27 protein-coding genes are annotated in these 24,415 nt (G+C 48.6%); 24 read left to right on the top strand and 3 right to left on the bottom strand.

Annotated elements, in window-relative coordinates; all coding sequences use genetic code 11:
• The first annotated feature begins 9 nt into the window (after positions 1-9).
• The 15 genes from ACM6JA_RS09125 (at position 10) to ACM6JA_RS09055 (ending at position 15,015) form a co-directional block, all read left to right on the top strand.
• Positions 10-894, top strand: coding sequence for a YicC/YloC family endoribonuclease (locus tag ACM6JA_RS09125; RefSeq protein ID WP_414852033.1), 885 nt, complete (start codon positions 10-12; stop codon positions 892-894).
• A gap of 24 nt (positions 895-918) precedes the next feature.
• Positions 919-1,179, top strand: a complete 261-nt coding sequence (gene remA / locus ACM6JA_RS09120) for an extracellular matrix/biofilm regulator RemA (protein WP_015891999.1) — start codon at positions 919-921, stop codon at positions 1,177-1,179.
• Positions 1,180-1,195: 16 nt separating this feature from the next.
• The gene (gene gmk / locus ACM6JA_RS09115; RefSeq protein WP_414852032.1) at positions 1,196-1,816 is read left to right on the top strand and encodes a guanylate kinase; all 621 of its coding nucleotides are present in this window, start codon (positions 1,196-1,198) and stop codon (positions 1,814-1,816) included.
• A 4-nt stretch (positions 1,817-1,820) separates the two neighbouring features.
• Entirely contained in the window at positions 1,821-2,027 is a 207-nt protein-coding gene (rpoZ, locus tag ACM6JA_RS09110; RefSeq protein ID WP_414852031.1) for a DNA-directed RNA polymerase subunit omega, read from the top strand.
• A gap of 75 nt (positions 2,028-2,102) precedes the next feature.
• Positions 2,103-3,350 carry a bifunctional phosphopantothenoylcysteine decarboxylase/phosphopantothenate--cysteine ligase CoaBC gene (gene coaBC, locus ACM6JA_RS09105; protein ID WP_414852030.1) on the top strand — a complete coding sequence of 416 codons (1,248 nt, stop codon included), beginning with the start codon at positions 2,103-2,105 and terminating at the stop codon, positions 3,348-3,350.
• A complete protein-coding gene (gene priA, locus ACM6JA_RS09100) occupies positions 3,347-5,782 on the top strand; it encodes a primosomal protein N' (protein ID WP_414852029.1) in 2,436 nt (811 codons plus the stop codon). Before coaBC ends, priA begins: the two co-directional genes overlap by 4 nt.
• Before the next feature lie 16 nt (positions 5,783-5,798).
• On the top strand, positions 5,799-6,275 hold the full coding sequence (gene def, locus ACM6JA_RS09095; protein WP_007728382.1) for a peptide deformylase: 477 nt from the start codon (positions 5,799-5,801) through the stop codon (positions 6,273-6,275).
• A 4-nt stretch (positions 6,276-6,279) separates the two neighbouring features.
• Complete coding sequence (gene fmt / locus ACM6JA_RS09090) at positions 6,280-7,230, top strand: methionyl-tRNA formyltransferase (RefSeq protein WP_414852028.1); 951 nt, start codon at positions 6,280-6,282, stop codon at positions 7,228-7,230.
• A gap of 3 nt (positions 7,231-7,233) precedes the next feature.
• On the top strand, positions 7,234-8,580 hold the full coding sequence (gene rsmB / locus ACM6JA_RS09085) for a 16S rRNA (cytosine(967)-C(5))-methyltransferase RsmB (protein WP_414852027.1): 1,347 nt from the start codon (positions 7,234-7,236) through the stop codon (positions 8,578-8,580).
• Positions 8,581-8,791: 211 nt separating this feature from the next.
• Positions 8,792-9,862: a 23S rRNA (adenine(2503)-C(2))-methyltransferase RlmN gene (gene rlmN, locus ACM6JA_RS09080; protein WP_007728377.1), complete on the top strand. Its 1,071-nt coding sequence runs from the start codon at positions 8,792-8,794 to the stop codon at positions 9,860-9,862.
• 4 nt (positions 9,863-9,866) lie between these two features.
• Positions 9,867-10,622, top strand: a complete 756-nt coding sequence (locus ACM6JA_RS09075) for a Stp1/IreP family PP2C-type Ser/Thr phosphatase (RefSeq protein ID WP_414852026.1) — start codon at positions 9,867-9,869, stop codon at positions 10,620-10,622.
• A 5-nt stretch (positions 10,623-10,627) separates the two neighbouring features.
• Positions 10,628-12,613 (top strand): Stk1 family PASTA domain-containing Ser/Thr kinase, encoded by a 1,986-nt coding sequence (gene pknB / locus ACM6JA_RS09070; RefSeq protein ID WP_414852025.1) that lies wholly within the window; start codon positions 10,628-10,630, stop codon positions 12,611-12,613.
• Positions 12,614-12,631: 18 nt separating this feature from the next.
• Entirely contained in the window at positions 12,632-13,522 is an 891-nt protein-coding gene (gene rsgA, locus ACM6JA_RS09065) for a ribosome small subunit-dependent GTPase A (protein ID WP_414852024.1), read from the top strand.
• Positions 13,516-14,163, top strand: coding sequence for a ribulose-phosphate 3-epimerase (gene rpe, locus ACM6JA_RS09060; RefSeq protein ID WP_414852023.1), 648 nt, complete (start codon positions 13,516-13,518; stop codon positions 14,161-14,163). The genes rsgA and rpe overlap by 7 nt, the downstream gene beginning before the upstream one ends.
• Before the next feature lie 387 nt (positions 14,164-14,550).
• Positions 14,551-15,015 (top strand): protease complex subunit PrcB family protein, encoded by a 465-nt coding sequence (locus ACM6JA_RS09055; RefSeq protein WP_414852022.1) that lies wholly within the window; start codon positions 14,551-14,553, stop codon positions 15,013-15,015.
• Positions 15,016-15,302: 287 nt separating this feature from the next.
• Here the strand turns inward: ACM6JA_RS09055 and ACM6JA_RS09050 are convergent, their stop codons facing one another.
• Positions 15,303-15,725, bottom strand: coding sequence for an RDD family protein (locus tag ACM6JA_RS09050; protein WP_007728371.1), 423 nt, complete (start codon positions 15,723-15,725; stop codon positions 15,303-15,305).
• A 128-nt stretch (positions 15,726-15,853) separates the two neighbouring features.
• The gene (locus ACM6JA_RS09045; RefSeq protein WP_007728370.1) at positions 15,854-16,987 is read right to left on the bottom strand and encodes a M20 family metallopeptidase; all 1,134 of its coding nucleotides are present in this window, start codon (positions 16,985-16,987) and stop codon (positions 15,854-15,856) included.
• Between the two features lie 243 nt (positions 16,988-17,230).
• Between ACM6JA_RS09045 and ACM6JA_RS09040 the strand changes: the two genes are divergently transcribed.
• The 6 genes from ACM6JA_RS09040 (at position 17,231) to spoVM (ending at position 20,624) form a co-directional block, all read left to right on the top strand.
• Positions 17,231-18,037 (top strand): transporter substrate-binding domain-containing protein, encoded by an 807-nt coding sequence (locus ACM6JA_RS09040; protein WP_414852021.1) that lies wholly within the window; start codon positions 17,231-17,233, stop codon positions 18,035-18,037.
• A gap of 53 nt (positions 18,038-18,090) precedes the next feature.
• Positions 18,091-18,750, top strand: coding sequence for an amino acid ABC transporter permease (locus ACM6JA_RS09035; RefSeq protein ID WP_007728368.1), 660 nt, complete (start codon positions 18,091-18,093; stop codon positions 18,748-18,750).
• Positions 18,743-19,465 carry an amino acid ABC transporter ATP-binding protein gene (locus ACM6JA_RS09030; protein ID WP_007728367.1) on the top strand — a complete coding sequence of 241 codons (723 nt, stop codon included), beginning with the start codon at positions 18,743-18,745 and terminating at the stop codon, positions 19,463-19,465. The genes ACM6JA_RS09035 and ACM6JA_RS09030 overlap by 8 nt, the downstream gene beginning before the upstream one ends.
• 128 nt (positions 19,466-19,593) lie before the next feature.
• Positions 19,594-20,154, top strand: coding sequence for an energy-coupled thiamine transporter ThiT (gene thiT, locus ACM6JA_RS09025; protein WP_007728366.1), 561 nt, complete (start codon positions 19,594-19,596; stop codon positions 20,152-20,154).
• A gap of 189 nt (positions 20,155-20,343) precedes the next feature.
• Entirely contained in the window at positions 20,344-20,517 is a 174-nt protein-coding gene (locus tag ACM6JA_RS09020) for a hypothetical protein (protein ID WP_007728365.1), read from the top strand.
• Between the two features lie 23 nt (positions 20,518-20,540).
• Positions 20,541-20,624, top strand: coding sequence for a stage V sporulation protein SpoVM (spoVM, locus tag ACM6JA_RS09015; RefSeq protein WP_005831022.1), 84 nt, complete (start codon positions 20,541-20,543; stop codon positions 20,622-20,624).
• A 98-nt stretch (positions 20,625-20,722) separates the two neighbouring features.
• Here spoVM and rpmB read toward each other — a convergent pair whose 3' ends face one another.
• On the bottom strand, positions 20,723-20,911 hold the full coding sequence (gene rpmB / locus ACM6JA_RS09010; protein ID WP_005831020.1) for a 50S ribosomal protein L28: 189 nt from the start codon (positions 20,909-20,911) through the stop codon (positions 20,723-20,725).
• 314 nt (positions 20,912-21,225) lie between these two features.
• Here rpmB and ACM6JA_RS09005 point away from each other — a divergent pair, with 314 nt between their 5' ends.
• The 3 genes from ACM6JA_RS09005 to ACM6JA_RS08995 are packed head-to-tail and all read left to right on the top strand — an operon-like array spanning position 21,226 to position 24,216.
• Positions 21,226-21,591 carry an Asp23/Gls24 family envelope stress response protein gene (locus tag ACM6JA_RS09005; RefSeq protein ID WP_007728362.1) on the top strand — a complete coding sequence of 122 codons (366 nt, stop codon included), beginning with the start codon at positions 21,226-21,228 and terminating at the stop codon, positions 21,589-21,591.
• Positions 21,592-21,604: 13 nt separating this feature from the next.
• On the top strand, positions 21,605-23,311 hold the full coding sequence (locus tag ACM6JA_RS09000) for a DAK2 domain-containing protein (RefSeq protein ID WP_414852020.1): 1,707 nt from the start codon (positions 21,605-21,607) through the stop codon (positions 23,309-23,311).
• A gap of 47 nt (positions 23,312-23,358) precedes the next feature.
• Positions 23,359-24,216, top strand: a complete 858-nt coding sequence (locus ACM6JA_RS08995; RefSeq protein ID WP_414852019.1) for a DegV family protein — start codon at positions 23,359-23,361, stop codon at positions 24,214-24,216.
• Positions 24,217-24,415: the final 199 nt, after the last annotated feature.

Here is a 24,415-nt window from a genome sequence, read left to right as displayed (position 1 = left end):
TGAAAACTTGTGATTCGAAGCATGACTGGTTACGGTAGAAAAGAAGATAGCAAAGGCTCCATTCGAGCAACAGTCGAGATTCGTGCAGTGAATCACCGCTTTTCTGAGATTGTTGTGCGCCTGCCCAAAGCATGGAATATGCTTGAGGATTCGATTCGTAAGCTGGTCGCGCAGTATGTCAGAAGAGGGCGTGTCGATGTCACTGTCTCAGTGGAAGGGAAAAATTCTTCTGCTACGGTTATGGACATTGACTGGGATGTAGCTGAACAGCTAGTCTCCATTTCCCGCGAGATGACTCAGCGTTTTTCGCTTGAGACGCCTTTAACCGTCAAGGATCTGCTACACTTTCCTGGCGTGATACATACCAAAGAGTCAGAGGACAATGTCGAGGAGCTGGCAGAGTGGCTCCAAGACCTGGTCAGGGGCGCAGCAATGGATCTCGTTTCGATGAAAGAGACCGAGGGTAATCTGCTGCACACTGATCTAGCCAGTCGCCTGACTGCCGTCAACACATGGACGCGGGAGATCTCCCAGTTGGCCCCACTTTGTAGAGAAGATTACAAGGGCCGACTTGAGCAACGCGTAAGTGAGTGGGCCGGTTTGACACCTTTTGAATTGGACCCTGCTCGTGTAGCGCAAGAGGTTGCCTTTTTCGCTGATAAAAGTGATATTAGTGAAGAGTTGACCCGTTTAGATAGTCATTGCCAACAGTTTGCTATTCAATTAGGCAAAGAAGAAGCAATTGGTCGAAAACTGGATTTTCTGCTCCAGGAAATGAATCGGGAAGCCAATACGATTGCTTCCAAAGCGAATCATTTGCGCATTCAGCATCTGGCTGTCGAGATCAAGACAGAACTGGAGAAAATGCGGGAGCAAATACAGAATGTCGAGTAGTATGAAAGGATGGGCTGGGCCGTCATGGCAATCAAGCTAATCAATATCGGTTTTGGCAACATCGTCAATGCCAACCGCATTATTTCAATTGTAAGTCCGGAATCCGCTCCTATCAAACGGATCATCCAGGAAGCGCGTGATCGCAACATGCTTGTGGACGCTACCTATGGGAGACGTACACGTGCGGTAATTATTACAGACAGCGATCACGTGATTTTGTCAGCGGTACAGCCAGAAACAGTGGCACAGCGCTTGACTACGAAGGATGACGAATCGGACGAATAATGTAGGAGTGTAAACAATGAGTATGGTTGATCGTGGTCTCCTTTTGGTTCTTTCCGGACCAGCTGGTGTGGGAAAAGGAACAGTATGCAAGGCGCTTCGTGAAGTGATGCCTAATCTGGTGTATTCTGTTTCCGCTACCACACGCCAGCCGCGTCCTGGAGAGGTGGAAGGAGTTAATTACTTTTTTAAAAGCCAGGAAGAGTTCAAGCAGATGATTGAAGAAGATGCTCTTCTGGAATGGGCAGAATACGTAGGAAATTACTACGGAACACCTCGTCATTTCGTGGACGATATGCTGAATGAGGGGCGCGATGTCATTCTTGAGATCGAAGTTCAGGGTGCTCTTCAAGTAAAAGAGCGCTTCCCGCAAGGTACATTCCTGTTCCTGGCTCCGCCTGATTTAAACGAACTGGAAAACCGGATCGTTGGTCGCGGGACAGAATCACAAGAGATCATTCGCAAGCGCATGGAAGTGGCGCGTGCTGAAATCGAGCTCATGGACCACTACGATTATGTAGTCGTCAATGACGTCATCGAATCGGCTTGCGATCGAATCCAAGCGATTATTACAGCGGAACATCTGAAAAAAGAACGTCAGGTTCACAAATATCGCAAATGGTTACAGGAGGTTGAATAGAATTATGTTGTATCCATCTATTGACGAATTGACTGAAAAAGCGGAGAGCAAGTACATCCTGGTGACAGTAGCGTCCAAGCGTGCGCGTCAGCTTCGCGAAAACAGCGAAGTTCAAGTGGTGAGACCAAAATCCAAAAAGTTTGTAGGTTTGGCACTGGAAGAGTTCATCACCGACGAGCTCGTTCACGAGTTTTTGGACGGTCGTAAATAAGCAGTCACCTTAAAAAACAACCTCGCGAGGTTGTTTTTTTCGGATTTCGGATAGGGGAGAAAGGAGAGAGTGCAGATGCATTCGCTTGCAGGAAAACGTATTGTTCTTGGAGTATCTGGCGGCATCGCTGCTTACAAGGCTGCTGCACTGACCAGCAAGCTGACACAGGCAGGTGCATTGGTGCATGTCATTTTGACAGAGAGCGCCTTGCAGTTTATTCAGCCTTTGACGTTTCAAGCCTTGTCTCACCTGCCTGTTTATACAGATACGTTTACAGAGCCAGATCCACATGTGATTAGCCATATTGAACTGGCTGATCGAGCTGATCTCGTTTTGATCGCGCCAGCAACAGCCAACGTGATTGGCAAAATGGCGAATGGCATAGCGGATGATATGCTGACGACGACTTTACTGGCTACGAAAGCGCCAGTCATGGTCGCGCCTGCCATGAACGTCAATATGTACAATCACCCTGCGGTTATCGCAAATATGGATAAGCTTACGGCTTATGGTTATCGGTTTGTTGAGCCAGGTGTCGGGCTCTTGGCATGTGGCTGGATTGGCAAAGGACGTTTGGCGGAGCCAGAGGAAATCGTCGAAGCTGTTCGTCAATGGTTTGCTTCCGATGAGACAAGACAAACGATCCGAGAAAAAGATTTGCTGGACAAGCACGTACTGATCACAGCGGGACCAACTCGTGAAAAAATTGATCCAGTTCGTTACATAACCAATCATGCTTCAGGAAAAATGGGCTACGCCATCGCGGAAGCGGCACGAGACAGAGGGGCGAAGGTCACACTGATCAGTGGGCCGACTTCCTTGGCACGTCCTGATGGAGTGGAATTCATCGCGGTGGAATCGGTACAAGAAATGTTTGATGCCGTGATGGAGCAGTTGCCGGACTGTGACATCGTCGTCAAATCAGCAGCAGTGTCCGATTATCGACCGAAGCATGTAGCTGAACATAAGATGAAAAAGGGTGATGGTCCACTCGAACTTGCGCTAGAGAAAGCACCCGATATTTTAAAGACCATTGGTGAGCGGAAAACGAAGCATTTCGTCGTTGGCTTTGCAGCAGAGACCCAAAACGTGTTACAGCATGCCCAGTCCAAGCTGGAGCGAAAAAATCTCGATATGATCGTAGCCAACAACGTATTGCTCGAGGGAGCAGGTATGGGGAGCGATACGAATATCGTGACCTTGCTAACCCGTGGCGGAGAGCAACTGGCATTGGATAAATTGAGCAAGCGGGCTGTGGCAGACAAGCTGTTTGATGCTGTCCTTGCAGTGCAAGAGCATAGACCGCTCCGAGACCTGTCATGATTGCCCAAATTATCGTGGATGTTCCGGTCAATCGGACGAATCGACCTTTTGATTACCATGTTCCGCCTTGGTTGCGTCCGCTGATTCGCATTGGCAGCCGTGTGGTTGTCCCATTTGGTCCCCGTCAACTGCAAGGCTATGTCATCGGGATCGTAGAGGATGACGAAGCCATACCAGATCGTTCGCGACTAAAAGACGTCGTGCAGGTACAAGACGACACTCCTCCTCTTACGCTAGAGCTGCTAAAGATGAGCGAATGGATGTCTAAGCAATACTTGTGTCCATGGGTAACGGCTGTACAGGCGATGCTTCCGGCTGTGCTCAAAGGGAAGTCGGAGAAGTGGCTGACGGCGACAGACGCATTAGACGAAGAAGCATGTGGGAGATCGGGGCTTCTGTGGGAATTGTTTCGCAAAAGGCAACTGCCGCTGACAGAAGTGGAGAAACAATTTGCGGAGGAGTATTTGCTCGTTCCGGGTTGGATACAGAGTGGTCTGCTTGCAACGGAGTATCAAGTAAGGGACAAAATTACTCGCAAGCAGCAATCATTTGTCCGGAGCTTATTGGATGAGGGTAAGCTGGAAGAAGCGATTAGTTCGTTGCCTGCACGAGCAGAGCAGATGCGCCGTGTCCTTCAACTGATGTTCATGCACAAGGAGCAGTCCTTATCTGTACAAATGCTGCGGGATGAATACGGAATAACGCGTTCTCCATTGAAAAGCCTGGAATCAAAAGGCTGGATCACGATCGAGCAAGTGGAGGTTTACCGGGACCCGTACGCCAATCGGCGTTTTCAGGAAAAGCAAAAACCGGTCTTTACCCCGGTACAGGAAGCGGTACTGACACCTATCTTGCAATCGATTGAATCGGGAACCTATGCTTCTTACTTGCTGCACGGCGTTACCGGAAGCGGTAAGACAGAAGTGTATCTCGAAGCGATCGAACGAACGTTGGAAAAAGGGCGGGAGGCGATCTTTCTCGTTCCGGAAATTTCACTGACTCCGCAAATGGTGGAGCGCTTCAAGGCCCGTTTTGGTGCAGACGTCGCTGTTTTGCACAGTGCGTTGTCACAAGGAGAGCGCTATGACGAGTGGCGCAAGATCATTCGCAATCAGGTCAAAGTGGTGGTAGGTGCACGATCTGCCATCTTTGCTCCGTTTCGGAATGTTGGTTTGATTGTGATCGATGAAGAGCATGAGAGCTCGTATAAACAAGAAGAGACCCCTCGCTATCATGCACGGGAAGTAGCCCTGTGGCGAGCGAAAGAGAATCAGGGTGTACTCGTCATGGGAAGCGCGACTCCTGCCTTGGAGACGTATGCATTAGCTACACGAGGCCGATACGAGCTGTTGCGCATGCCAGAGCGTGTCGGGAATCGCCCGATGCCAGAGGTACATGTTGTGGATATGCGCGAGGAGCTTCAGGCCCAGAATCGTTCGATGTTCAGCAGGAAGCTACATGAGATGATTGCAGATCGATTGGCAAAAGAAGAGCAGATGGTCATTTTCCTTAACCGAAGAGGCTTCTCTACCTTTGTCATGTGCCGATCCTGCGGCTATACGATGCGCTGCATTCATTGCGACATCTCGCTTACTTATCATAAAACGAATCATACGGCGCGCTGCCATTACTGTGGATACACCATCGCACAGCCTAAGCATTGTCCAGAGTGTCAGAGTGAGCATATACGTTTTTTTGGTACCGGAACGCAAAAGGTGGAAGCAGAACTGGCAAAACTTTTCCCTGGAATCCGGGTCATCCGAATGGACGTGGATACAACCTCGCGTAAAGGCTCTCACGAAGAGCTTCTAAACAAATTCCGCTCAGGTCAAGGCGACGTTTTGCTCGGTACGCAGATGATTGCCAAGGGCCTTGATTTTCCACGAGTGACGCTGGCGGGAATCATTGCAGCGGATACGTCCTTGCATCTGCCTGACTTCCGTGCAGCGGAAAAGACATTTCAGCTCCTGACGCAGGTAGGTGGACGCGCAGGACGGCATGAGTTGGACGGCGATGTCGTGATTCAGACGTATACGCCAGAGCACTACAGCATTATTCACGCGACTAAGCATGATTATCCCGCATTTTATCAGGATGAAATGATGCAGCGTAGACGAACTGGCTACCCGCCGTATTTCCGTCTCGTATTAATTACGTTTAGCCACGAGGATGTACCTGTTGTTATCCGCGGTGCGCATACAATGGCTGACTATTTGCGGCAGCGTTTGGCACAGACGACGGTCCTCTTGGGTCCAGTCGCTTCGCCCATTGCAAGGGTGAAGGATAGATTTCGTTTTCAGATCATGCTAAAATATCGTGATGAACCGCAACTGTCAGACCTGCTCGCTCAGGCGACGGCTGCGTTTGAAGAATGGAACAAACAGCAGAAAGTATTGATGACGATTGACGTCGACCCTTACGTACTGCTTTAGGGAGGATATGAAACACATGGCGATTCGCACAATTGTAAAACATCCAGATCCGATTTTGCGTGAAAAGGCAATGGTCGTAACCAAATTTAATTCCAACTTGCACAAGCTGCTTGATGATATGGCAGATACGATGTACGATGCAGACGGTGTAGGCTTGGCTGCTCCACAAGTGGGCATCTCCAAGCGTGTCATCGTGATGGATTGCGGTGATGGACTGATTGAAATGATCAATCCGGAAATCGTTGAGCATGAAGGGGAGCAATACGATTATCCAGAAGGCTGCCTGAGCATTCCTGGTCTGCAAGGAGACGTTCGTCGCCACAAGTGGATCAAGCTGCGCGGTCATGATCGTAACGGGAATGTGGTTGAGCTCGAGGCAGACGACCTGTTGTCCCGTTGCGCTCAACACGAGATCGATCATTTGAATGGTGTCCTCTTTATCGATGTAGCTGACAAGGTGTACAAAGTAAACCCGAACCAGGAAGGGGAATAACCATTTGAAAGATGCTCGCATCCTGTTTATGGGTACGCCTGACTTTGCTGTATCGAGTCTTACGGCTGTACTCGAAGCAGGCTACAACGTGATTGGAGTCGTAACGCAACCCGATCGTCCCGTTGGACGCAAGCAAGTATTGACGCCGCCCCCCGTGAAGGAGGCGGCTTTGCGTCATGGACTTTTGGTATTGCAACCAGAAAAAATCAAGGCAGAGGAAGCACTTGAAGAAGTGCTGGCGCTCGAGCCAGACCTGATCATTACCGCGGCGTATGGGCAGATTTTGCCTAAAAAACTGCTCGATGCACCGAAATATGGCTGCATCAATGTGCACGCCTCTCTTTTGCCGAAATATCGCGGGGGTGCCCCGATTCATAAATCGATTGTCGAGGGAGAAGCGGAAACAGGCGTGACCATCATGTACATGGTGGAAGCTCTCGATGCAGGGGATATGCTGTCCAAGGTAGTCGTGCCGATTGAGGAGCGCGATACCGTAGGGACTTTGCATGACAAATTGGCTGCGGCAGGCTCTGAGCTGTTGATGGCTACCGTCCCGCGCCTGTTGGCTGGTGAGCTCGTAGCAGAGCAACAGGATCATTCGGCAGCGACTTTTGCCCCGAATATCAAGCGTACAGATGAAAAAATTGACTGGAGCCGTTCTGCGGAACAGATTTACAACCAAGTCCGCGGCTTGAATCCATGGCCGGTCGCATTTACTACATGCGAAGGCAAGATTTGGAAGCTGTGGTGGGTAGAAAAAATGCCTACGTCAGTCGAAGGCAAAGAGCCGGGAACGATCATCGCCCGTGAGGAAGACGGTATCGTTGTCACTTGCGGTAGCGGTGCAGTGAAAATAACCGAATTGCAGCCAGAAGGCAAAAAACGTATGAGTGCACTCGACTTTTTGCGTGGAGCGGGCAGCAGCATTGAAATCGGCACAAAGGTAGGAGAATAGTCCGTGGCAAAAAAGGGAGCTCGCGATATCGCCCTCGATGTTTTGAACAGGGTAGAAGAACATAAGTCCTACAGCAATCTTGAGCTGCGCAATGTCTTGGATCGGGAAAATCTCAGTGCAGTAGATGCAGGGCTGGTAACAGAGCTTGTGTACGGTACCATTCAGCGCAAGTTGACGCTGGATCATGTCCTGTCCCATTTTGTCGGGAATAAAAAGGTCCAGACCTGGGTCCGTAATTTGCTGCGTCTCAGCTTGTATCAAATTCGCTTTTTGGACCGTATTCCTGAGCGCGCTGCCGTACACCAGGCGGTTGAAATCGCCAAGAAACGTGGTCACCAAGGGATTGCTTCGATGGTCAATGGTGTCTTGCGTAATGTGTTGCGCCAGCCGGATGTGTGGGAGCGTCAGCCAAAAGGCGGCCGTGCCTTGCAAATCGCCGTAGCCTATTCTCATCCAGAATGGCTTGTTCGTCAGTGGCTCGCCGTATATGGCGAAGAGACGACGATTGCGATTTGCGAAGCCAACAACAGAACCCCGCATAGCTCTGTCCGGGTCAATGCATCGAAAACGACGAAGGATCAATTGCTGGACAAGCTGGCGGAAGAAGGGCTGGAAGGACAAGCATCGACTGTCAGTCCTCATGCTATTCTGATGGAAGGCGGACATGCAGCAGGCTCTCGCTTGTTCAAGGAAGGCTACTTCACGATCCAGGATGAGAGCTCTATGCTCGTAGCACCAGCTCTTGCTGCCGAACCAGGCATGCGTGTACTGGATGCTTGCGCGGCACCTGGTGGAAAAACAACGCACATAGCAGAAATGATGGAAAACCGCGGGCAAATCATTGCGAGTGACGTGCATGCGCACAAACGCGATCTGATTGCGAGTGCAGCGAAAAGACTCGGGATTACGATCATCGAGCCAATCGTTAGTGATGCGCTGGACCTACCTGAAAAAGCGTTGGGAACTTTCGATCGAATCCTGCTGGATGCGCCATGCACCGGATTTGGCGTGATTCGTCGCAAGCCTGATCTGAAATGGAACAAAACACCTGAAGATGTCCGTGCGATTGCTCAGCTTCAGTACGAACTGCTCAAGACATTGGCGCCGATGCTTGCTCAGGGTGGTGTGATGGTTTACAGCACATGTACGATCGAGCCAGCAGAAAACCAGGAGATTGTTCGCCGCTTTGTCGAAGAACACCCTGATTTCGTATTAGATGATACACTGGCACAAGACCTGCCTGAGGCTGTCAGAAAGCATGTCGATGAAACCGGAGCCTGCGTACAAATTTTGCCTCACCATTTCGAGAGTGATGGATTCTTTATCGCGCGATTGAAACGAAGAGGATAAGGAAACGGACATACAAACAAGGGGTGGCGCACCAACAGGTGGAAAATGCCACTCCTTTGCCTTTGTTTGCGAGCGCGCGTATTGGTTTACACTAGGAAAAGCGACGCATTTATGAATCTGGATGTCAAAACCGTTTGAAGCGAGACGCCCCACGAGGTACAATGATAGAATGGATTTAGGCAAGCAATGATTTTGAGGATGTGGAGATAGAATGCCGTTAACGACATTTACAAGCGCAAAGCCGCTTATTTACAGTTTGACACAAGATGAAATGAAGGAATGGCTGGTTAGTGCTGGCGACAAAGCATTTCGTGCGCAACAAATTTTTGACTGGCTATATGTAAAGCGCGTCACTACTTTTGACGAGATGAGTAATTTGTCCAAGGACCTGCGCGAAAAGCTGGCTGATACATTCCGCATGGAGCCACTCAAGGAAATCACGCATCAGGAGTCGCAGGATGGGACGATCAAGTTTTTGTTCCAGCTTGTCGATGGACATGCGATTGAGACGGTGATTATGCGTCATAACTACGGAAACAGCATTTGTGTTACAACACAGGTGGGCTGCCGTATCGGATGTACGTTTTGTGCCTCTACATTAGGTGGACTAAAGCGTAACCTGGATGCAGGTGAAATCGTCTCTCAAGTATTGACGGCACAACGCAGATTGGACGCGGAAGGTGAGCGAGTAAGTCACGTTGTCGTCATGGGGATCGGGGAGCCTTTCGAGAACTTCGAGAGCTTGATGGCGTTCTTGTCCGTAATCAACGATAACCGTGGACTGAATATCGGTGCTCGTCACATAACAGTTTCCACCAGTGGAATTGTGCCGAAGATTTACGAGTTTACTGAACGAGGCGGACAAGTGAACCTGGCGATTTCCTTGCACGCTCCAAACACGGAGCTGAGAAGCCAGTTGATGCCGATCAACCGCGGCTTCCCGCTCGATAAGCTGATGGAAGCATGCCACCATTACATTAACAAGACAGGGCGCCGCATCAGTTTTGAGTACGGTCTTTTCGGTGGGAAAAACGATCAGCCTGAGCATGCAGAGGAGCTGGCCGAACTCATTGGCGACATGCTTTGCCACGTGAATCTGATCCCAGTGAACTACGTACCAGAGCGTGATTATGTGCGTACGCCTCGCAATGAGATTTTTCAGTTCAAACGCATTTTAGAGGAAAAAGGAATCAATGTGACCATCAGACGCGAGCAAGGCAGTGACATTGCTGCTGCTTGCGGACAATTGAGGGCACAACACGCTAAAGAAACCGTGGGGTGATGCCATGGAAATCGCGATGAAATCCCATGTTGGCCGCGTTCGACAGGTTAACGAGGACTATTATGCCTGTGTGACCGATTTAAACGGACGCGTGCTCGCCATTGTAGCAGATGGTATGGGTGGCCATCAGGCTGGTGATATCGCCAGTCGCCTTGCTGTTGAGCGAATAGTAAAAGAACTGCGTCACCTAGATGGGGAACTCGAAGCAGAGGATGTGCGTGAGCAATTGATGAACGCTATCCTGCTGGCGAATAAAGAAGTCTATGAATATGCGGTTGAACATCCGGAGTGCAGTGGCATGGGCACAACTGTGGTTGCTGCCTTGTTCGATCAATCCACTGTGATTACCGCGCATATTGGCGACAGCCGTCTGTATTTTTACAACCAAGACGGACTGGTCATGAAAACAGAAGACCATTCCCTTGTCAATGAATTGGTGAAAAGTGGACAGATTACAGCCGAGGAGGCGTCTGTCCACCCTCACCGCAACGTCATTATGCGTTCGCTCGGGACTGAACCGGATGTGCTCATTGATCTTGGGCAGTTTGAATGGTCAGAGGGTGATATCGTCTTGATTTGCTCAGATGGACTGAGCAACAAGGTCAGTCATCCTTCTTTAGAAGAAGGTTTGCATAAACAGATATCGTTACAAGCGAAGGTGGACGGTTTGGTGCAGGAAGCACTGGATGCCGGTGGGGAAGATAACATAACGCTGGTTGCCGTACGAAATACGCTTGATGCCGGTCAGGAAGAGGGGTGAGAGAGATGGAAGGTCAACGACTGGGAGGACGATACCAAATAGAATCCCGCGTCGGTGGGGGCGGTATGGCCATTGTATACAAGGCCAGAGATTTAATTTTGAATCGTCCAGTGGCAGTCAAAGTGCTGCGTTCACAGTTTGGTACGGACGAAGATTTCGTCAATCGTTTCCGACGAGAAGCGCAGGCGGTGGCGAGCTTATCTCACCCCAATGTGGTTGGGGTGTATGATGTCGGTCAGGAAGGCGATACCCATTACATGGTGATGGAGTACATAGAAGGCTACACGTTGAAAGAGGTCATCATTCAACGTGGTGCGCTGCCGGTAGAAGAGGCAGTACGGATCGCCGAGCAAATTTGCGATGCACTCGATCATGCGCATCAAAACCAGATCATTCATCGAGATATCAAGCCGCATAACATTATGATTGGAAAAAATGGTCGGGTGAAGGTTACGGACTTCGGGATTGCGCGAGCCGTTACTTCAGCAACGATAACGCATACGAATGCGATGCTTGGCTCTGTCCATTATTTTTCGCCAGAGCAGGCGCGCGGTGGGATTACCGGAGAAAAATCCGACATTTACTCGCTGGGGATCGTCTTGTACGAAATGGTGACGGGTGAACTGCCGTTTTCCGGTGATTCGCCTATATCAGTGGCGCTCAAGCATTTGCAGGAGCCGCTTCCAGAGCCGCGCCAAGTCAATCCGGCTATCCCACAGAGTGTGGAGAATGTCATTTTAAAGGCGCTGGTAAAGGATCCGTTTCTCAGATACGCATCCGCGAGCGAAATGCTAGAAGATTTGGAGACCTGCCTGTTTCCAGAGCGATTAAACGAAGAAAAGCTGACGTTTCCGGTGGATGAAGAGATGACGCGTGTGGTGCCGATCATCACACCTGACATGCTCGAAGGTCATGCCAATGGCAAAACCGGGGGAGCGGGGCGTGGTCGCTATGAGCAGCGTACGGAAGAAGAGGACGCCAAACCAGCCAAGAAACAATGGTGGGTCAAAGCCCTATTATGGGTAGGCGGTATTGGACTGTTTTTCGTACTGGCATTCTTCGGATTTAACTTACTGTTGAATCTGTTTCCTTCCGTTCCAGAGGCACAGGTACCTCATGTAGAAGGGATCGAAGTGACGCTTGCCGAGAAGAAGATTCAGGATGCCAAACTTGTTGCCCGTATCGTCGAAGAAGCCAATGATACGATAGAAAAGGGAATGGTGATACGCCAGGACCCTGCACCTCCCATGCGGTTAAAGGAAAATTCCGTTGTGACCTTGTATGTAAGCAAAGGACAACAAGAGATCAATATGCCAAATCTGGTTACGTTGCCGCGGGCAACAGCAGAGGAAGCATTGAAAAGCAATGGTTTTAAACTGGAGAATGTCACTTTCGTAGAGGAAGAGGACGACAAGGCCGAGGTCGGAACGGTTATCAAGCAGTCTCCAGCCGCAAATGAAAAGGTGTTCCCGACCAAAACGAATGTAACGGTCACGATTAGTAAAGGAAAAGCCTTCGTGAAAATGCCGGATGTCCGGAATAAATCAATAGAGGCTGCACAAGTAGAATTGTTCAAAAGAGGGCTGTCTGTCGGTGAAATCAAGGAAGTGCCTACTTATACCACTGACAAACCAGGCATTGTTCTGAGTACGCACCCATACGATCCGGGAATGGATGTGCAAAAGAGTGTAGCAGTTCCGCTTGAGGTAAGCAATGGCCAGTACCCGCAGGACGCCAAGCTGGCAAACGTTCCGGTTTATGTAGAGGTTGTGCCTGGTGAAACACTGGAAGTGAAAATTGAAGTGACAGATGCTCGTGGAGAGGCAAAAGTTCTCCACACAGAAACGATCACCGAAAATAAAGAGTACGATGTACCAATCGTCTTAGCGCCACAGAAGGACTCGGTAGTCAAGGTCTTTGTGAAACGATCGACTGATCAAGGCTTCAATGAATACCAGACGATTCCAGTTTCGTATAACAGCTTGCCATAGTGTAGTGGAGGGACATGAATGCCAGAAGGACGGATTGTGAAAGCGCTCAGCGGTTTCTATTATGTAGCCGACGAAGGGCGAATCTACAGTTGCCGTGCACGAGGGCTCTTCAAGAAAAAAGATGCAAAAGTAAATCCACTGGTTGGGGATTGGGTCGTCTACGATGCAATCAATGAGGAAGAAGGCTATATCATGGCGGTGGGCGAACGGACGAATGAGTTGGTTCGTCCGCCCGTTTCCAATGTGGATCAGGCGGTACTCGTCTTTTCGATGTACAAGCCGATGTTCAGTCCGTTGTTGTTGGACAAGTTCCTGACGCACACGGAGCGTGCAGGGATTGATTCCGTGATTGTGCTATCCAAAGCCGATCAAGTGTCGGAAGAAGAGGTAACCGAAATCGTGGAGAAATATGAAGCGATCGGGTACCGCGTGATTCCGACTTCAACAGCGGATGAACGCGGTGTGGAGGACGTGCGTGAGATTTTGAGGGACCGTATTTCGGTTTTTGCAGGTCAGTCAGGTGTAGGCAAATCCTCCCTGATCAACATGCTGTTTCCGGGTGTCAGCCTGCAGACAGGAGATGTCAGCCAAAAGCTCGGACGAGGAAAGCATACAACGCGTCACGTCGAACTGATTCCGCTTGCGAGCGGCGGCTATGTGGCAGACACACCGGGCTTCAGTTCACTCGAATTTATCGATTTCTCCGAGCTTGATCTGGCGGAATCCTTCCGGGACTTTGCCGATCGCAGTTCGGAATGCAAGTTCCGCGGCTGTCTTCACGTAAGCGAGCCAGCTTGTGCCGTACAGGCCGCACTGGAAGCCGGTGAGATCAGTGAACAGCGCTACGAACACTACAAACAATTCCGCGAAGAGCTAAAAGAATACCAACGGAGGAACAAACCATGGTAAAAATCGCACCTTCTATCCTATCTGCTGATTTTGCCCGTCTGGGTGAAGAAATTCTCGATGTCGAGAAGGGAGGAGCAGATTGGATTCACGTGGATGTGATGGATGGACACTTCGTTCCAAACATTACGATCGGCCCTCTAATTGTGGAGGCGATTCGCCCAGTGACCAAGCTGCCTCTCGATGTACACTTGATGATTGAGGAGCCAGATCGCTACATTCCGCAATTCGCGAAAAGTGGGGCAGACTGGATTACTGTTCATCAGGAAGCATGCCGTCATCTGCATCGCACGCTGCACTTGATCAAGGAGCAAGGCGTGAAAGCAGGAGTGGTATTGAACCCGGCTACACCGATTTTCACGATTGAGCCAGTCCTTGCTGATTTGGATATGGTTCTCCTCATGACAGTGAACCCTGGTTTTGGTGGACAAAAATTCATTCACAGCGTTGTGCCAAAGGTTGCCCAGTTGCGTCAAATGCTGAACGAGCGTGGCTTGGGTCATGTGGAAATCGAAATCGATGGCGGTGTCAATGCACAAACAGCACGTTTGTGCGAGGAAGCAGGGGCGACTGTCCTCGTTGCAGGCAGCGCGGTATTCAATCAGGCAGATCGCGGTCAAGCGATCGCTGCGATTCGTGGATAGTAAGAATAACACGTAGCTGTAAGCTGACGACGATATGCAATCGGCGTCAGCTTTTTTGTGCTTTCTCCTATTTATGTCGTTTGTAATCATCTGAATATTGCAATTAATTATGTGATAAATCAATTAATAATAAAAATAAAAGTATAATTATAGTTCGTGCTACAAATAGAATAAAATCGAATTATTCCTATTATTACAAGGATTTATGGTCGTATATGGTAAAGGTTAATTAACAAAAATAAAACATTTTGGAAAATATTGCTTTTCAATAAATATAATGATTAAATCAAATTATCCAGATAGTGGTAAAAACTTCCTATCTGAGAGATACTGGCCAGTATCAAGAAATGTTTCTCGCCCTCTAAAAAAATCAGGAGTTGATCATGTATGAAATCGTTATGGAAAAACAGTGTAGCGGTTCTCACCATTCTCTCCATTCTGCCATTTTCACAAACTGCCGTGCACGCTGAACAAAAACATTCGGAGCCGATCGCGACTTCTCAAGAAGACGTGCAAACGAAAAAATTGTCTATCGAAAAAGAAGGTACATTGACAGCGGTTGAACGAGCATTCGTAGGAAAAGTAAAATCGAAGAAGGGTGTACATCGCCAAGGCGACCTGTATGTGGTCTCCCGTGGTGAAATGCCTACCTCTGGCTACAATTTGAAGGTTGTTGGAACTCAGCAAGGATGGGAAATGCTCACGGTCTATGTAGAGCTGACAAATCCTGCTCCAGAAGAGATTACAATGCCAGCGGTGCACACACCTTATATCATTGTGCGTGCAAGCCTACCGCCGTACACAACTATGGTGTTTATGGATGCGAATACAGATAAGGTGTTGTTCCGATAAACTGCTTGATGGATAGAAATATAAAAAGGCCGGATGATTATATCCGGCCTCAGAGTGTTGAGAAAGTCCCCTTTCGCAAAAAAGGGGACTTTCTGTGCCATTTTAGGGGGTACAAATATGTCTCCCCACCTTCGTAAAACGCCTTAGAAGCGAATCTAGAAGGTCAAAATTTTTCATCTTAATCCGAGAAATCCAGACTGGGGGTTTCTCGACAGCCTGAGGCCGGATGATTATATCCGGCCTTTTTTCGTCGCAGAGCTGCTATTCTATTTCGGATGAGTGGTAAATTAAGGCTGATTCGATGTTACATACGTACCGGCGATCAAATCATGGATCGAGCGTTTATCCTGACGAACACCAACCATGATGGCGCTGACGATTATACCAAGACCGAGTGTAATGACATACACGATTCCTCCAACTAAGTTGCGTAACAGCATGGTTCCGATTCCTACAGGCTCTCCATCGATTCGGGCGATGCGAATAACGGCAATTCGTTTGCCCACTGTATAGCCATGCCAAAATACAGGCACGAGGAGGCTATACAGTGAGGAGATGATATTGGTAACAAGATTGTCTTCTGTATTGCCTGTAATGATATAGGTGATCAGTAGTAGCGGTAGTCCGATAATGATTGCATCTAGCAGACCGGCACCCAGCCGGCGCCAAAATCCTACGGGATTGCTTGGCGATGTGGTGATTGATTCCATGTTTTACCTCTCCTTGTTATTCGAATAGGAATATATATGACTGCCCATTCGAAAATAGTGCAGATAAGGCTCCGTCGTTAAATAGACGGAGCCTTAATTTTCCATAAAATTATACACCTGTAAATTTATTATGACAAGGTTAAAAACATCCGAAGCATTACGGCAATCCTGCCAGGAATGGCGTCAATGACGATATGCTCGTGGGAAGCGTGGGCTCCATCACCAACAGGTCCCAAACCGTCAAGCGTTGGTGTTCCTGCATCAGCGGCGAAGTTTCCGTCGCTTGTTCCACCGACACCTTGCTCCGTCAATTCAAATCCTTCCAGACGAGCTTGTTCCTGCGCATGCAAGAACAGTTGCTCGGTACCCGCCGTTCGTTCCATGGGGGGCTTGGTGATCCCGCCTTCTAGGGACAGCTTGGCTTCGGGATGGACAGGGGTCAACTGACTCATCAATTGGGTAATACGCTCGCTTTCCTCGCGGCTTTGGATACGCACATCGATTTCTGTCATGGCAAAGTCAGGTACGACGTTCGATGCACTTCCGCCTGTAATGGTACCGACAGACAGGGTAGTCCCCGCCTCATAATTCGTAAACGATTGAATATCGAGGACGTGGTGAGCCAGCTCAGCGATCGCATTGATCCCCTTGGCGTGATCATTGCCTGCATGTGCAGCGCGCCCCGTTACTTTTAAAATGAAGTCTCCGCCGCCTTTGCGGCTTGTTTTCAAAGAGCCATCCCCAGCGGCAGGCTCCAGTACCAATGCATATTTACTTCTTTTTGCTTCCTCTCTAATGAGCATTTCGGAGGAAACACTGCCAATCTCTTCGTCGGTGTTCCAAAAAAAGACGAGCTTATTTTTGGGCGAAAGATTATGTTCCATCATGGCGCGCAGGGCGAAATAGCTAAAAACGATCCCTGCTTTCATGTCGTATGTACCAGGCCCATAGAGTCGGCCATTTTCCTCGCGACAAGGCTCAACGGCTAATGTTCCAATCTCTTTTACGGTATCGAAGTGACCGAGAATGAGGATTTGCTCGTCGCCATCTCCATACTCCATTCGCAGCTGATTTCCGTATTGTTCTTGTGGCAAGCTCTCTACCCGACACCCCAATTGGCGAAAGCGTTCGGCAATCAGGCTGCCTAATCGATCGACAGCTTGCTTGTTATGGGTAGGTGTTTCCATCTCTACATATGTACGCAGTTCCTCAATAATTTCTGGGAGCTGCTGCCGAAAATAGGTCGTCCAGTTTTTCTCCATGTCAGCCTCCTGTAATTCCTTTTACTAGCACTATAAAGCCTTGTTTGCTTTTCTGCCACAAAAATAAAGATTTGTGCATAAAATTCTGTATATTCCGCGTTTGAAATGTGAGTAAAAAATGATTGAAATTGTTCAGATTATGAGTAAAATAATCATTGTGATGCATAAATATAAGTTTTCATGCAAATTAATGCTACGAATAGACTGCTTTATGCGTAAAAATCAGAACAACGGGGGTTCATCATGAAGAAAACAAAATCATTTATTTCTCTGGCACTTACTTCTATGCTTGCGGCAGTCGTGATCGCTGGATGCGGTACAGGCAATCAAACCGCAGCAGGACAAGCACCTGCACCTTCTGCTGGCGATAAGAAAACATTGGTCATGGCTACTTCTGCTGACTATAAGCCATATGAATATCACGATCTGAGCAGCGGAAAAGATGAGATTGTCGGCTTTGACATTGATATCGCGAAATACATTGCAAAAGAGCTCGGCTATGAACTGCAAATCAATGACATGAACTTTGACGGACTTATTCCGGCACTGCAAACGAATCGCGCGGACTTCGTTATGGCTGGCATGACAGCAACACCTGAGCGCGAGAAGAACGCTGATTTCTCCACCATCTATTACGATGCGAAAAATACGATCGTAGCAAAGAAAGACAGCAATCTGACCAAACCTGAGCAATTGGCTGGCAAAAAAGTGGCGGTACAGCTCGGTTCTATTCAGGAAGGGGCAGCAAAGGAGATTGCTAAGACTGTTTCCGGCTTGCAGATCACTTCGCTGAACAAGCTACCTGAGATTGTCGAAGAAGTAAAAGCGGGCCGTGTAGATGCTGCTATTATCGAGGACACGGTAGCGAAAGGCTTTGTGGAAAACAATGACACTCTTCAATTCACCACTCTGGAAGAAAACGAACAGAATGGCTCTGCTGTTGCGTTTCCACAAGGATCGCCACACGTAGAGAAATTTAATGAAGTTATTAAAAAGATGCAAGAAAACGGAGAAATGGACAAGCTGATTCAAAAATGGTTCGGTCAATAATCTCTCCAGGCAACGAAGAATAACGGTATAAGCAGCAAGAGGGGAGAATGGGCATGAATTTGGATTTTGCACAAATCGTGCCCTATATTCCTTTCATATTGGAAGGGATAAAGGGCACGCTACTTGTTACTTTGATTTCGGTTGTATTGGGATTTTTCTGGGGCTCCATCCTCGCACTCATTAAAATTTCGAATGTGAAATTGCTAAACTGGATCGCGGTTGCCTATACGTCTGTTTTCCGCGGGACACCTTTGATTTTGCAGCTGACCTTTGTTTATTTTGCAACGCCACAGCTTACTGGCTACAACATTTCGCAACTGGAAGCAGCTGTACTGACGTTTACACTAAACTCAGGTGCATACATTTCTGAGACGATTCGCGGTGGAATTTTGGCGGTGGATAAAGGGCAGTGGGAAGCGGCTAAGGCGCTTGGTGTACCATATCACCGGATGATGCTCGACATTATTTTGCCGCAGGCTGTCAAAAATATCTTGCCTGCACTTGTCAATGAAACAATTGCGCTTTTGAAGGAATCTGCACTCGTTTCCACTATTGGTCTTGCAGACATCATGCAGAACGCGAATGTGGTTAAAGGCACCATCTTCCGCTATTTTGAGCCATACATGATCGCCGGTACCCTGTACTATGTCATGGTTATGATCCTGACTTGGGTAGCTCGCGTACTGGAACGGAGGATGAGACTCAGTGATTAAGATCGATAACATTACGAAGTCATTTGGACAACTGAATGTATTGAAGGGCATCACTACGAACATTGGAAAAGGGGAGGTTGTCGCCATCATCGGTCCATCTGGATCGGGGAAGTCAACGCTATTGCGTTGCATCAACCTGATGGAGACACCAACGACGGGTACAATTACGATCAACGGACAGGAAATCACAGCTCCAAAAGCTGACGTAATGGGCATTCGTCAGCAAATCGGGATGGTTTTCCAGCATTTTCACCTGTTTCCGCATATGACGGTATTGAAAAACTTGACCTATGCCCCAATGAAAGTAAAAGGCATGTCTGCGGCTGAAGCGGAACAAAAGGCGAAAGAGTTATTGGCGCGCGTAGGGCTGGCAGACAAAGCGGATGTCTTTCCATCACGGTTGTCAGGCGGTCAGAAGCAGCGTGTAGCCATTGCCCGTTCGCTGGTGATGGAGCCACAAATCATGCTGTTTGACGAGCCGACCTCTGCCCTCGACCCAGAGATGGTCAAGGAGGTTTTGGAGGTTATGAAGGGGCTGGCTGATAGTGGAATGACCATGGCAATCGTCACGCATGAAATGCGCTTTGCTGAAGAGGTGTCAGACCGTATTTTGTTCCTCGATGATGGTCGTCTGTTGGAGGATACGCCACCAGAAGAGTTTTTCCAAAAGCCAAGAAGTGAACGTGCCCAGCAATTTTTGGAGAAGGTTCGGTAATACAACTAGCCGCAGTGCCGATGAGGCAGCGGCTTTTTTCTTTGACACGAGCATAGACTTGGGCTAGAATCAGAAACATTATCAGTGTAAAAAATTTTTTGTTTATTCTATTTTGAGGAGTGACTATTTTGGATCGTCAACGGTTGGTCATTTTGTTGGAAATGGCGATGATGGCGGCTCTTGCAATTGTGTTTAGTCAGATCAAGGTTTTCGATATGCCACAGGGCGGCTCTGTATCCCTGGTGATGGTGCCAATCGCGTTGATCGCTGTTCGCCGTGGACTCGCTGCTGGTGTGATTACAGGACTTGTTGTCGGATTTCTTCAATTGCTCTTGGGCAGTACAGTTGTCCATCCAGTTCAGCTGTTGCTGGATTATCCGCTCGCTTTTGGTGCGCTGGGTCTCGCTGGGCTTGTTCGCCTGTCTGGCTACGAAGGAACGAAGCAACGAATCATGGTACTGTGGAGCGGCTTGTTCATCGGCGTGATTGGACGATTTGTCTGCCATTTTCTATCGGGTATTATTTGGTTTGGCAGCTACGCGCCAGAAGGTGTACCCGTCTGGCAATATTCCCTCATTTATAACATCACGTATCTGCTGCCAGAAATGATTATCGCAGGAGTCGTCTTGACAGTTGTGCTTAGCAGTGCATCGCAGCTACTGTTCCCCGCACGCGATCGAGTCGCATAAGAAACAGGAAAAATCGGTATCAAGTACAAACTTATCCACATAATGTAATCAGGCAGCGAGTTCCGTTGCCTGATTTTTTACTTCTTAGGCATATACTTTTTTCATGTGGCAGGATACATGTTTATCCGACAGCAGAATATGATGTAATATGCACGTTTTTGAGAACACCTAAAGGAGGTGCGGCACGAAATGGGATTGCGCTCCTATCGCCTGCGACAGGGGGGCGCCTTGCGACGTGTTCTCGGGGTTGCGTTGGCTGTCGGGGGAATCACCATTTTCTTGTATTGGGCACCTCCGTGGGTTTGGTATAGCCTATTGGCATTAGCACTCATAGGGGCCGGCGTGTATTTGTATCGTGTGTAGTAATTTCGGTGAGGAGGGGTAGCATGCGGTTTTACACCATCAAGTTGCCGAAGTTCCTGGGTGGCATGATTCGGGGCATCATCGAGGCGTTCAACAAGAAGAAGTGAAGCTTCGGCCCCGATTCTCCTTTGGGAGAAGAGTGGAGAAACGGGAGAAATGCAAAAAAGCACCTCGAGGGTGCTTTTTTTCGCATAGCTGAGATCAACTATACGCGAGTTACGAGACCGGATTTCAGTGCTCGAGTACTTACATAAACGCGCTTCGGTTTTCCATTTACGAGAATGCGCACTTTTTGTACGTTGACACCCCAAGTGCGGCGAGTTGCGCGCATGGAGTGGGAGCGAGCGTTTCCAGCTTTAGCAGATTTACCTGTTACAAAGCAACGACGTGCCATTACAATCCACCTCCCTTGTTACATATAAACGGGATTTCCTTTGTGGGAAATACAAATACTCGATTATATTAGCACAACATTGCTGTCAATTGCAATACTTGACAACATGATTTACCCCTACTTTCTCAACGTGTAGGAATTTATGAAGTAAAACGCGGTCGCTCCCCCATGCTAGACCTCGATACAGTTTTTTATAGGGTTGATAGGATCGACAAAACGCTTCATTTCTCTTTTGTGTTAGTGTAGAATTGTAAGGAAGCATGGTTATGCTTACCTATGACGGTCAAGCTGTTTAACAGAGGAGGAGTCCTTGCATGACAGTGGAAATGAATACATCGCTAGGAAAGATCGATGTTACAGAAGATGTGATCGCACGGATCGCTGGAGGCGCGGCCATGGAAGTTTTTGGACTTGTGGGCATGGCTTCTCGCAAAGCGTTGAAAGATGGAATCGCTGAACTGTTAGGAAGAGACAACCTGAGCAAAGGTGTCGTCGTTCATAACACAAATGGCGAAGTAGTATTGGACATGCACATTATCGTCAGCTATGGCGTGAAAATTTCCGAGGTGGCAGGCAACGTTCAACGCCGTGTTCGATATACCTTGGAGCAAACGGTAGGCATTGATGTGACTGCTGTTAATATTTTTGTGCAGGGAGTTCGTACAGACAGGGATATGTAAGGAGGAACATCAGTTGGTACATACGCGTCTAGATGGCGTGCTGTTTAGCCGGATGGTTTACCTGGGGGCGAACCTTTTATCCGACAACGTCAGAGTAGTGGATGGATTAAACGTCTTTCCTGTGCCGGATGGCGATACGGGGACAAACATGAATTTGACTTTCTCTTCCGGTGTGGAAGAGCTGACTCGAAAAGAATCCCCCCGAATCACTGAATCGGCAGCTGCTTTGGCAAAAGGTCTGTTAATGGGCGCGCGCGGTAACTCCGGCGTGATTTTGTCCCAGTTATTCCGCGGCTTCAGCAAATCAGTCAATGGAAAAGATGAGGTTAACGCCCGTCAGTTTGCCGATGCCTTGAAAGCTGGTGTTGACTCTGCGTATCAGGCAGTGATGAAGCCGGTAGAAGGCACGATTTTGACTGTTGCCCGTGAAGCGGCGGAGATGGCTGTGCGTGCAGCGCGCACGTCAGATGATATTATCTCTGTCATGGAAAAAACATACGAGCAGGCGCAAGCTACGCTGTTGCGTACGCCGGAAATGCTGCCTGTTCTAAAAGAAGTGGGCGTAGTCGACTCAGGTGGACAAGGTCTCTTGTTTATTTATGAAGGGTTTTTGCGAGCATTACGCGGGGAAGAGCTATCCGCCGATCGTGAGCGTTCGGTACCTAAAATCGGTCAGGAAGAGCTGGACAAGCTCATTTCTGAGCAGCATAATGCACAAATCCACATGAAAACAGAAGACATCACGTACGGATATTGTACGGAGTTTATGGTTCATGTCGCGCATAGCACCGAGCCGAACAAAAAGCCGTTCTCAGAAGCGCTGTTCCGCAACCATCTGGACACGATGGGCGATTCATTACTAGTCGTCTCTGATGAAGAAGTCGTCAAGGTACATATTCATGCAGAGCATCCGGGAAGCGTATTGCAATACGCTCAGCAATTCGGCAGTCTGCATCGACTGAAGATAGAAAACATGCGCGAGCAGCATGCGAACATTCTAAAAGCGGAAGAGAGCAAAGGACAGGCGAAGCCAGAAACAGCTGCTCAACCTGCTACAGAGCTGCTTCCATACGGATTGATCGCGGTAGCTGCTGGTGGGGGAATCGCTACGATTCTGCGCAGCATGGGTGTGCATGTGGTAGTAGAGGGCGGTCAAACGATGAATCCGAGCACAGAGGACTTCATGAAGGCCATCGAAGGACTGAATGCCCAGCACATCATCATCCTGCCAAACAACAGCAATATCATCATGGCAGCACAGCAGGCATCCGAGCTCGCTGAAGTTCCTGTATCTGTCATACCGACGAAGAGCATTCCGCAGGGATTGGCAGCACTGGTCAGCTTCCGTGCAGATGTTGAACCGGAAACGAACGTGCAAGCGTTGACTAAGGCGATTGCTCAGGTGAAAACAGGTATGGTGACGCACGCGGTTCGCGACACGCAAATGGGTGAGGTAGAAATCAATGAAGGCGATTTTATCGGCATGGCTGAGAAAGAAATCGTCACTGCAGGTCCCGACTTGCTAGCTTGCGCAACGACGCTGCTCTTGGGAATGGTGGATGAAGACTCCGAAATCGTGACGATATTCTTAGGAGAAGATGCGACAGAAGATCAGGCTCATGCTTTAGAAAAAGCTTTGTCTGATGCATACCCGGATGTGGAAGTTGAGATCCAGGCAGGCGGTCAACCGTTGTATCCATTCATTTTTTCTGTCGAGTAAAAGCCAACTTTTTGAATACGAACGAATAGGGAGAGGAGCGATCGAGAATGCCAATTGTGATTCTTACCGACAGCGCGTCTGATATCGATGCGTCTGTGAGGCAATCATTGGGGATCGTGGCCGTCCCGTTGAAAATCATGTTTGGGGCGGAAACGTATGTGGATGCGGTCACTATCTCGTCTTCGGAGTTTTTCGATAAGCTGAAGCAATCGAGCGTGATGCCAACGACCTCGCAGCCGTCTCCGCTTGAATTTGCCGAAGCGTACAAAGCGATCTATGAGAAATATGGCAAGGACGTGCAAATCATTGCCATACTCTTATCGGGTTCCTTATCGGGTACGTATCAATCAGCGATGATCGCCAAGTCGATGTTGGATGAAAATATCGACATTACGGTGATCGATTCTCGCAAAGCTTCATTTGTTCATGGAATGATCTGCGTAGAGGCTGCCAAAGCCGCACAAGCAGGCAAGAACAAGGAGCAGATTCTGGATCAGATTGATCGTTATTTGGATGAGGTGCAGGTATACTTTATTGTGGATACACTGGAGTTCCTGCAAAAAGGCGGTCGGATCGGCAAAGCATCTGCCGTCATCGGTTCGCTCTTGAATATCAAGCCGATTTTGACACTGGATACCGCTGGGTACGTGTCTGCTTTTGACAAGGTAAGAGGGACGAAGAAAGCCCTAAATCGCGTATTTGAAGCTTTGCAGGAATACGCGCAAGGGGAGTCTGTGAAAATCGCTGTGCTGCACAGCAGTGTTCCAGATCAAGCGGCTGAGCTCTTGGAGCGACTCAAGCAAGAGTTTTCGGTAACGGACTCTTGGTTGGAACAGATTGGTCCCGTGATCGGTACGCATACAGGTCCAGGGCTTCTTGGGATCGTCATGGTAAAAGATAAGTAAGGCATATATCGTATGGAGAGGAGCTTCCCTGAGGCAGGGGGCTTCTTTTTTATACAGAGGTTCTGTTAAAACTATTTAACAGTTATGAGAAATAAGGGGGAGGTTTTGGTGAATAAGGATGATTTCCTTAATGAGTTGGAGGATATTGTGTATGACTCTCTATTTATTGGCGGTCATAAAGATGATTTGAACAAAGAAA

Origin of the sequence: Brevibacillus sp. IT-7CA2, from assembly GCF_949767855.1 — a bacterium.
Taxonomy (GTDB): domain Bacteria; phylum Bacillota; class Bacilli; order Brevibacillales; family Brevibacillaceae; genus Brevibacillus.
Note: the sequence above shows the minus strand (reverse complement) of the source record. Positions and strands in the feature narration are given on the sequence as shown.

What these genes read in the sequence shown, in the direction of transcription:
- remA (WP_015891999.1), top strand. Translation starts at nt 919, where the DNA reads ATGGCAATCAAGCTAATCAATATCGGTTTTGGCAACATCGTCAATGCC.
- gmk (WP_414852032.1), top strand. Translation starts at nt 1,196, where the DNA reads ATGAGTATGGTTGATCGTGGTCTCCTTTTGGTTCTTTCCGGACCAGCT.
- rpoZ (WP_414852031.1), top strand. Translation starts at nt 1,821, where the DNA reads ATGTTGTATCCATCTATTGACGAATTGACTGAAAAAGCGGAGAGCAAG.
- coaBC (WP_414852030.1), top strand. Translation starts at nt 2,103, where the DNA reads ATGCATTCGCTTGCAGGAAAACGTATTGTTCTTGGAGTATCTGGCGGC.
- priA (WP_414852029.1), top strand. Translation starts at nt 3,347, where the DNA reads ATGATTGCCCAAATTATCGTGGATGTTCCGGTCAATCGGACGAATCGA.
- def (WP_007728382.1), top strand. Translation starts at nt 5,799, where the DNA reads ATGGCGATTCGCACAATTGTAAAACATCCAGATCCGATTTTGCGTGAA.
- rlmN (WP_007728377.1), top strand. Translation starts at nt 8,792, where the DNA reads ATGCCGTTAACGACATTTACAAGCGCAAAGCCGCTTATTTACAGTTTG.
- ACM6JA_RS09075 (WP_414852026.1), top strand. Translation starts at nt 9,867, where the DNA reads ATGGAAATCGCGATGAAATCCCATGTTGGCCGCGTTCGACAGGTTAAC.
- pknB (WP_414852025.1), top strand. Translation starts at nt 10,628, where the DNA reads ATGGAAGGTCAACGACTGGGAGGACGATACCAAATAGAATCCCGCGTC.
- rsgA (WP_414852024.1), top strand. Translation starts at nt 12,632, where the DNA reads ATGCCAGAAGGACGGATTGTGAAAGCGCTCAGCGGTTTCTATTATGTA.
- rpe (WP_414852023.1), top strand. Translation starts at nt 13,516, where the DNA reads ATGGTAAAAATCGCACCTTCTATCCTATCTGCTGATTTTGCCCGTCTG.
- ACM6JA_RS09055 (WP_414852022.1), top strand. Translation starts at nt 14,551, where the DNA reads ATGAAATCGTTATGGAAAAACAGTGTAGCGGTTCTCACCATTCTCTCC.
- ACM6JA_RS09050 (WP_007728371.1), bottom strand. Translation starts at nt 15,725, where the DNA reads ATGGAATCAATCACCACATCGCCAAGCAATCCCGTAGGATTTTGGCGC.
- ACM6JA_RS09045 (WP_007728370.1), bottom strand. Translation starts at nt 16,987, where the DNA reads ATGGAGAAAAACTGGACGACCTATTTTCGGCAGCAGCTCCCAGAAATT.
- ACM6JA_RS09040 (WP_414852021.1), top strand. Translation starts at nt 17,231, where the DNA reads ATGAAGAAAACAAAATCATTTATTTCTCTGGCACTTACTTCTATGCTT.
- ACM6JA_RS09035 (WP_007728368.1), top strand. Translation starts at nt 18,091, where the DNA reads ATGAATTTGGATTTTGCACAAATCGTGCCCTATATTCCTTTCATATTG.
- ACM6JA_RS09020 (WP_007728365.1), top strand. Translation starts at nt 20,344, where the DNA reads ATGGGATTGCGCTCCTATCGCCTGCGACAGGGGGGCGCCTTGCGACGT.
- spoVM (WP_005831022.1), top strand. Translation starts at nt 20,541, where the DNA reads ATGCGGTTTTACACCATCAAGTTGCCGAAGTTCCTGGGTGGCATGATT.
- rpmB (WP_005831020.1), bottom strand. Translation starts at nt 20,911, where the DNA reads ATGGCACGTCGTTGCTTTGTAACAGGTAAATCTGCTAAAGCTGGAAAC.
- ACM6JA_RS09005 (WP_007728362.1), top strand. Translation starts at nt 21,226, where the DNA reads ATGACAGTGGAAATGAATACATCGCTAGGAAAGATCGATGTTACAGAA.
- ACM6JA_RS08995 (WP_414852019.1), top strand. Translation starts at nt 23,359, where the DNA reads ATGCCAATTGTGATTCTTACCGACAGCGCGTCTGATATCGATGCGTCT.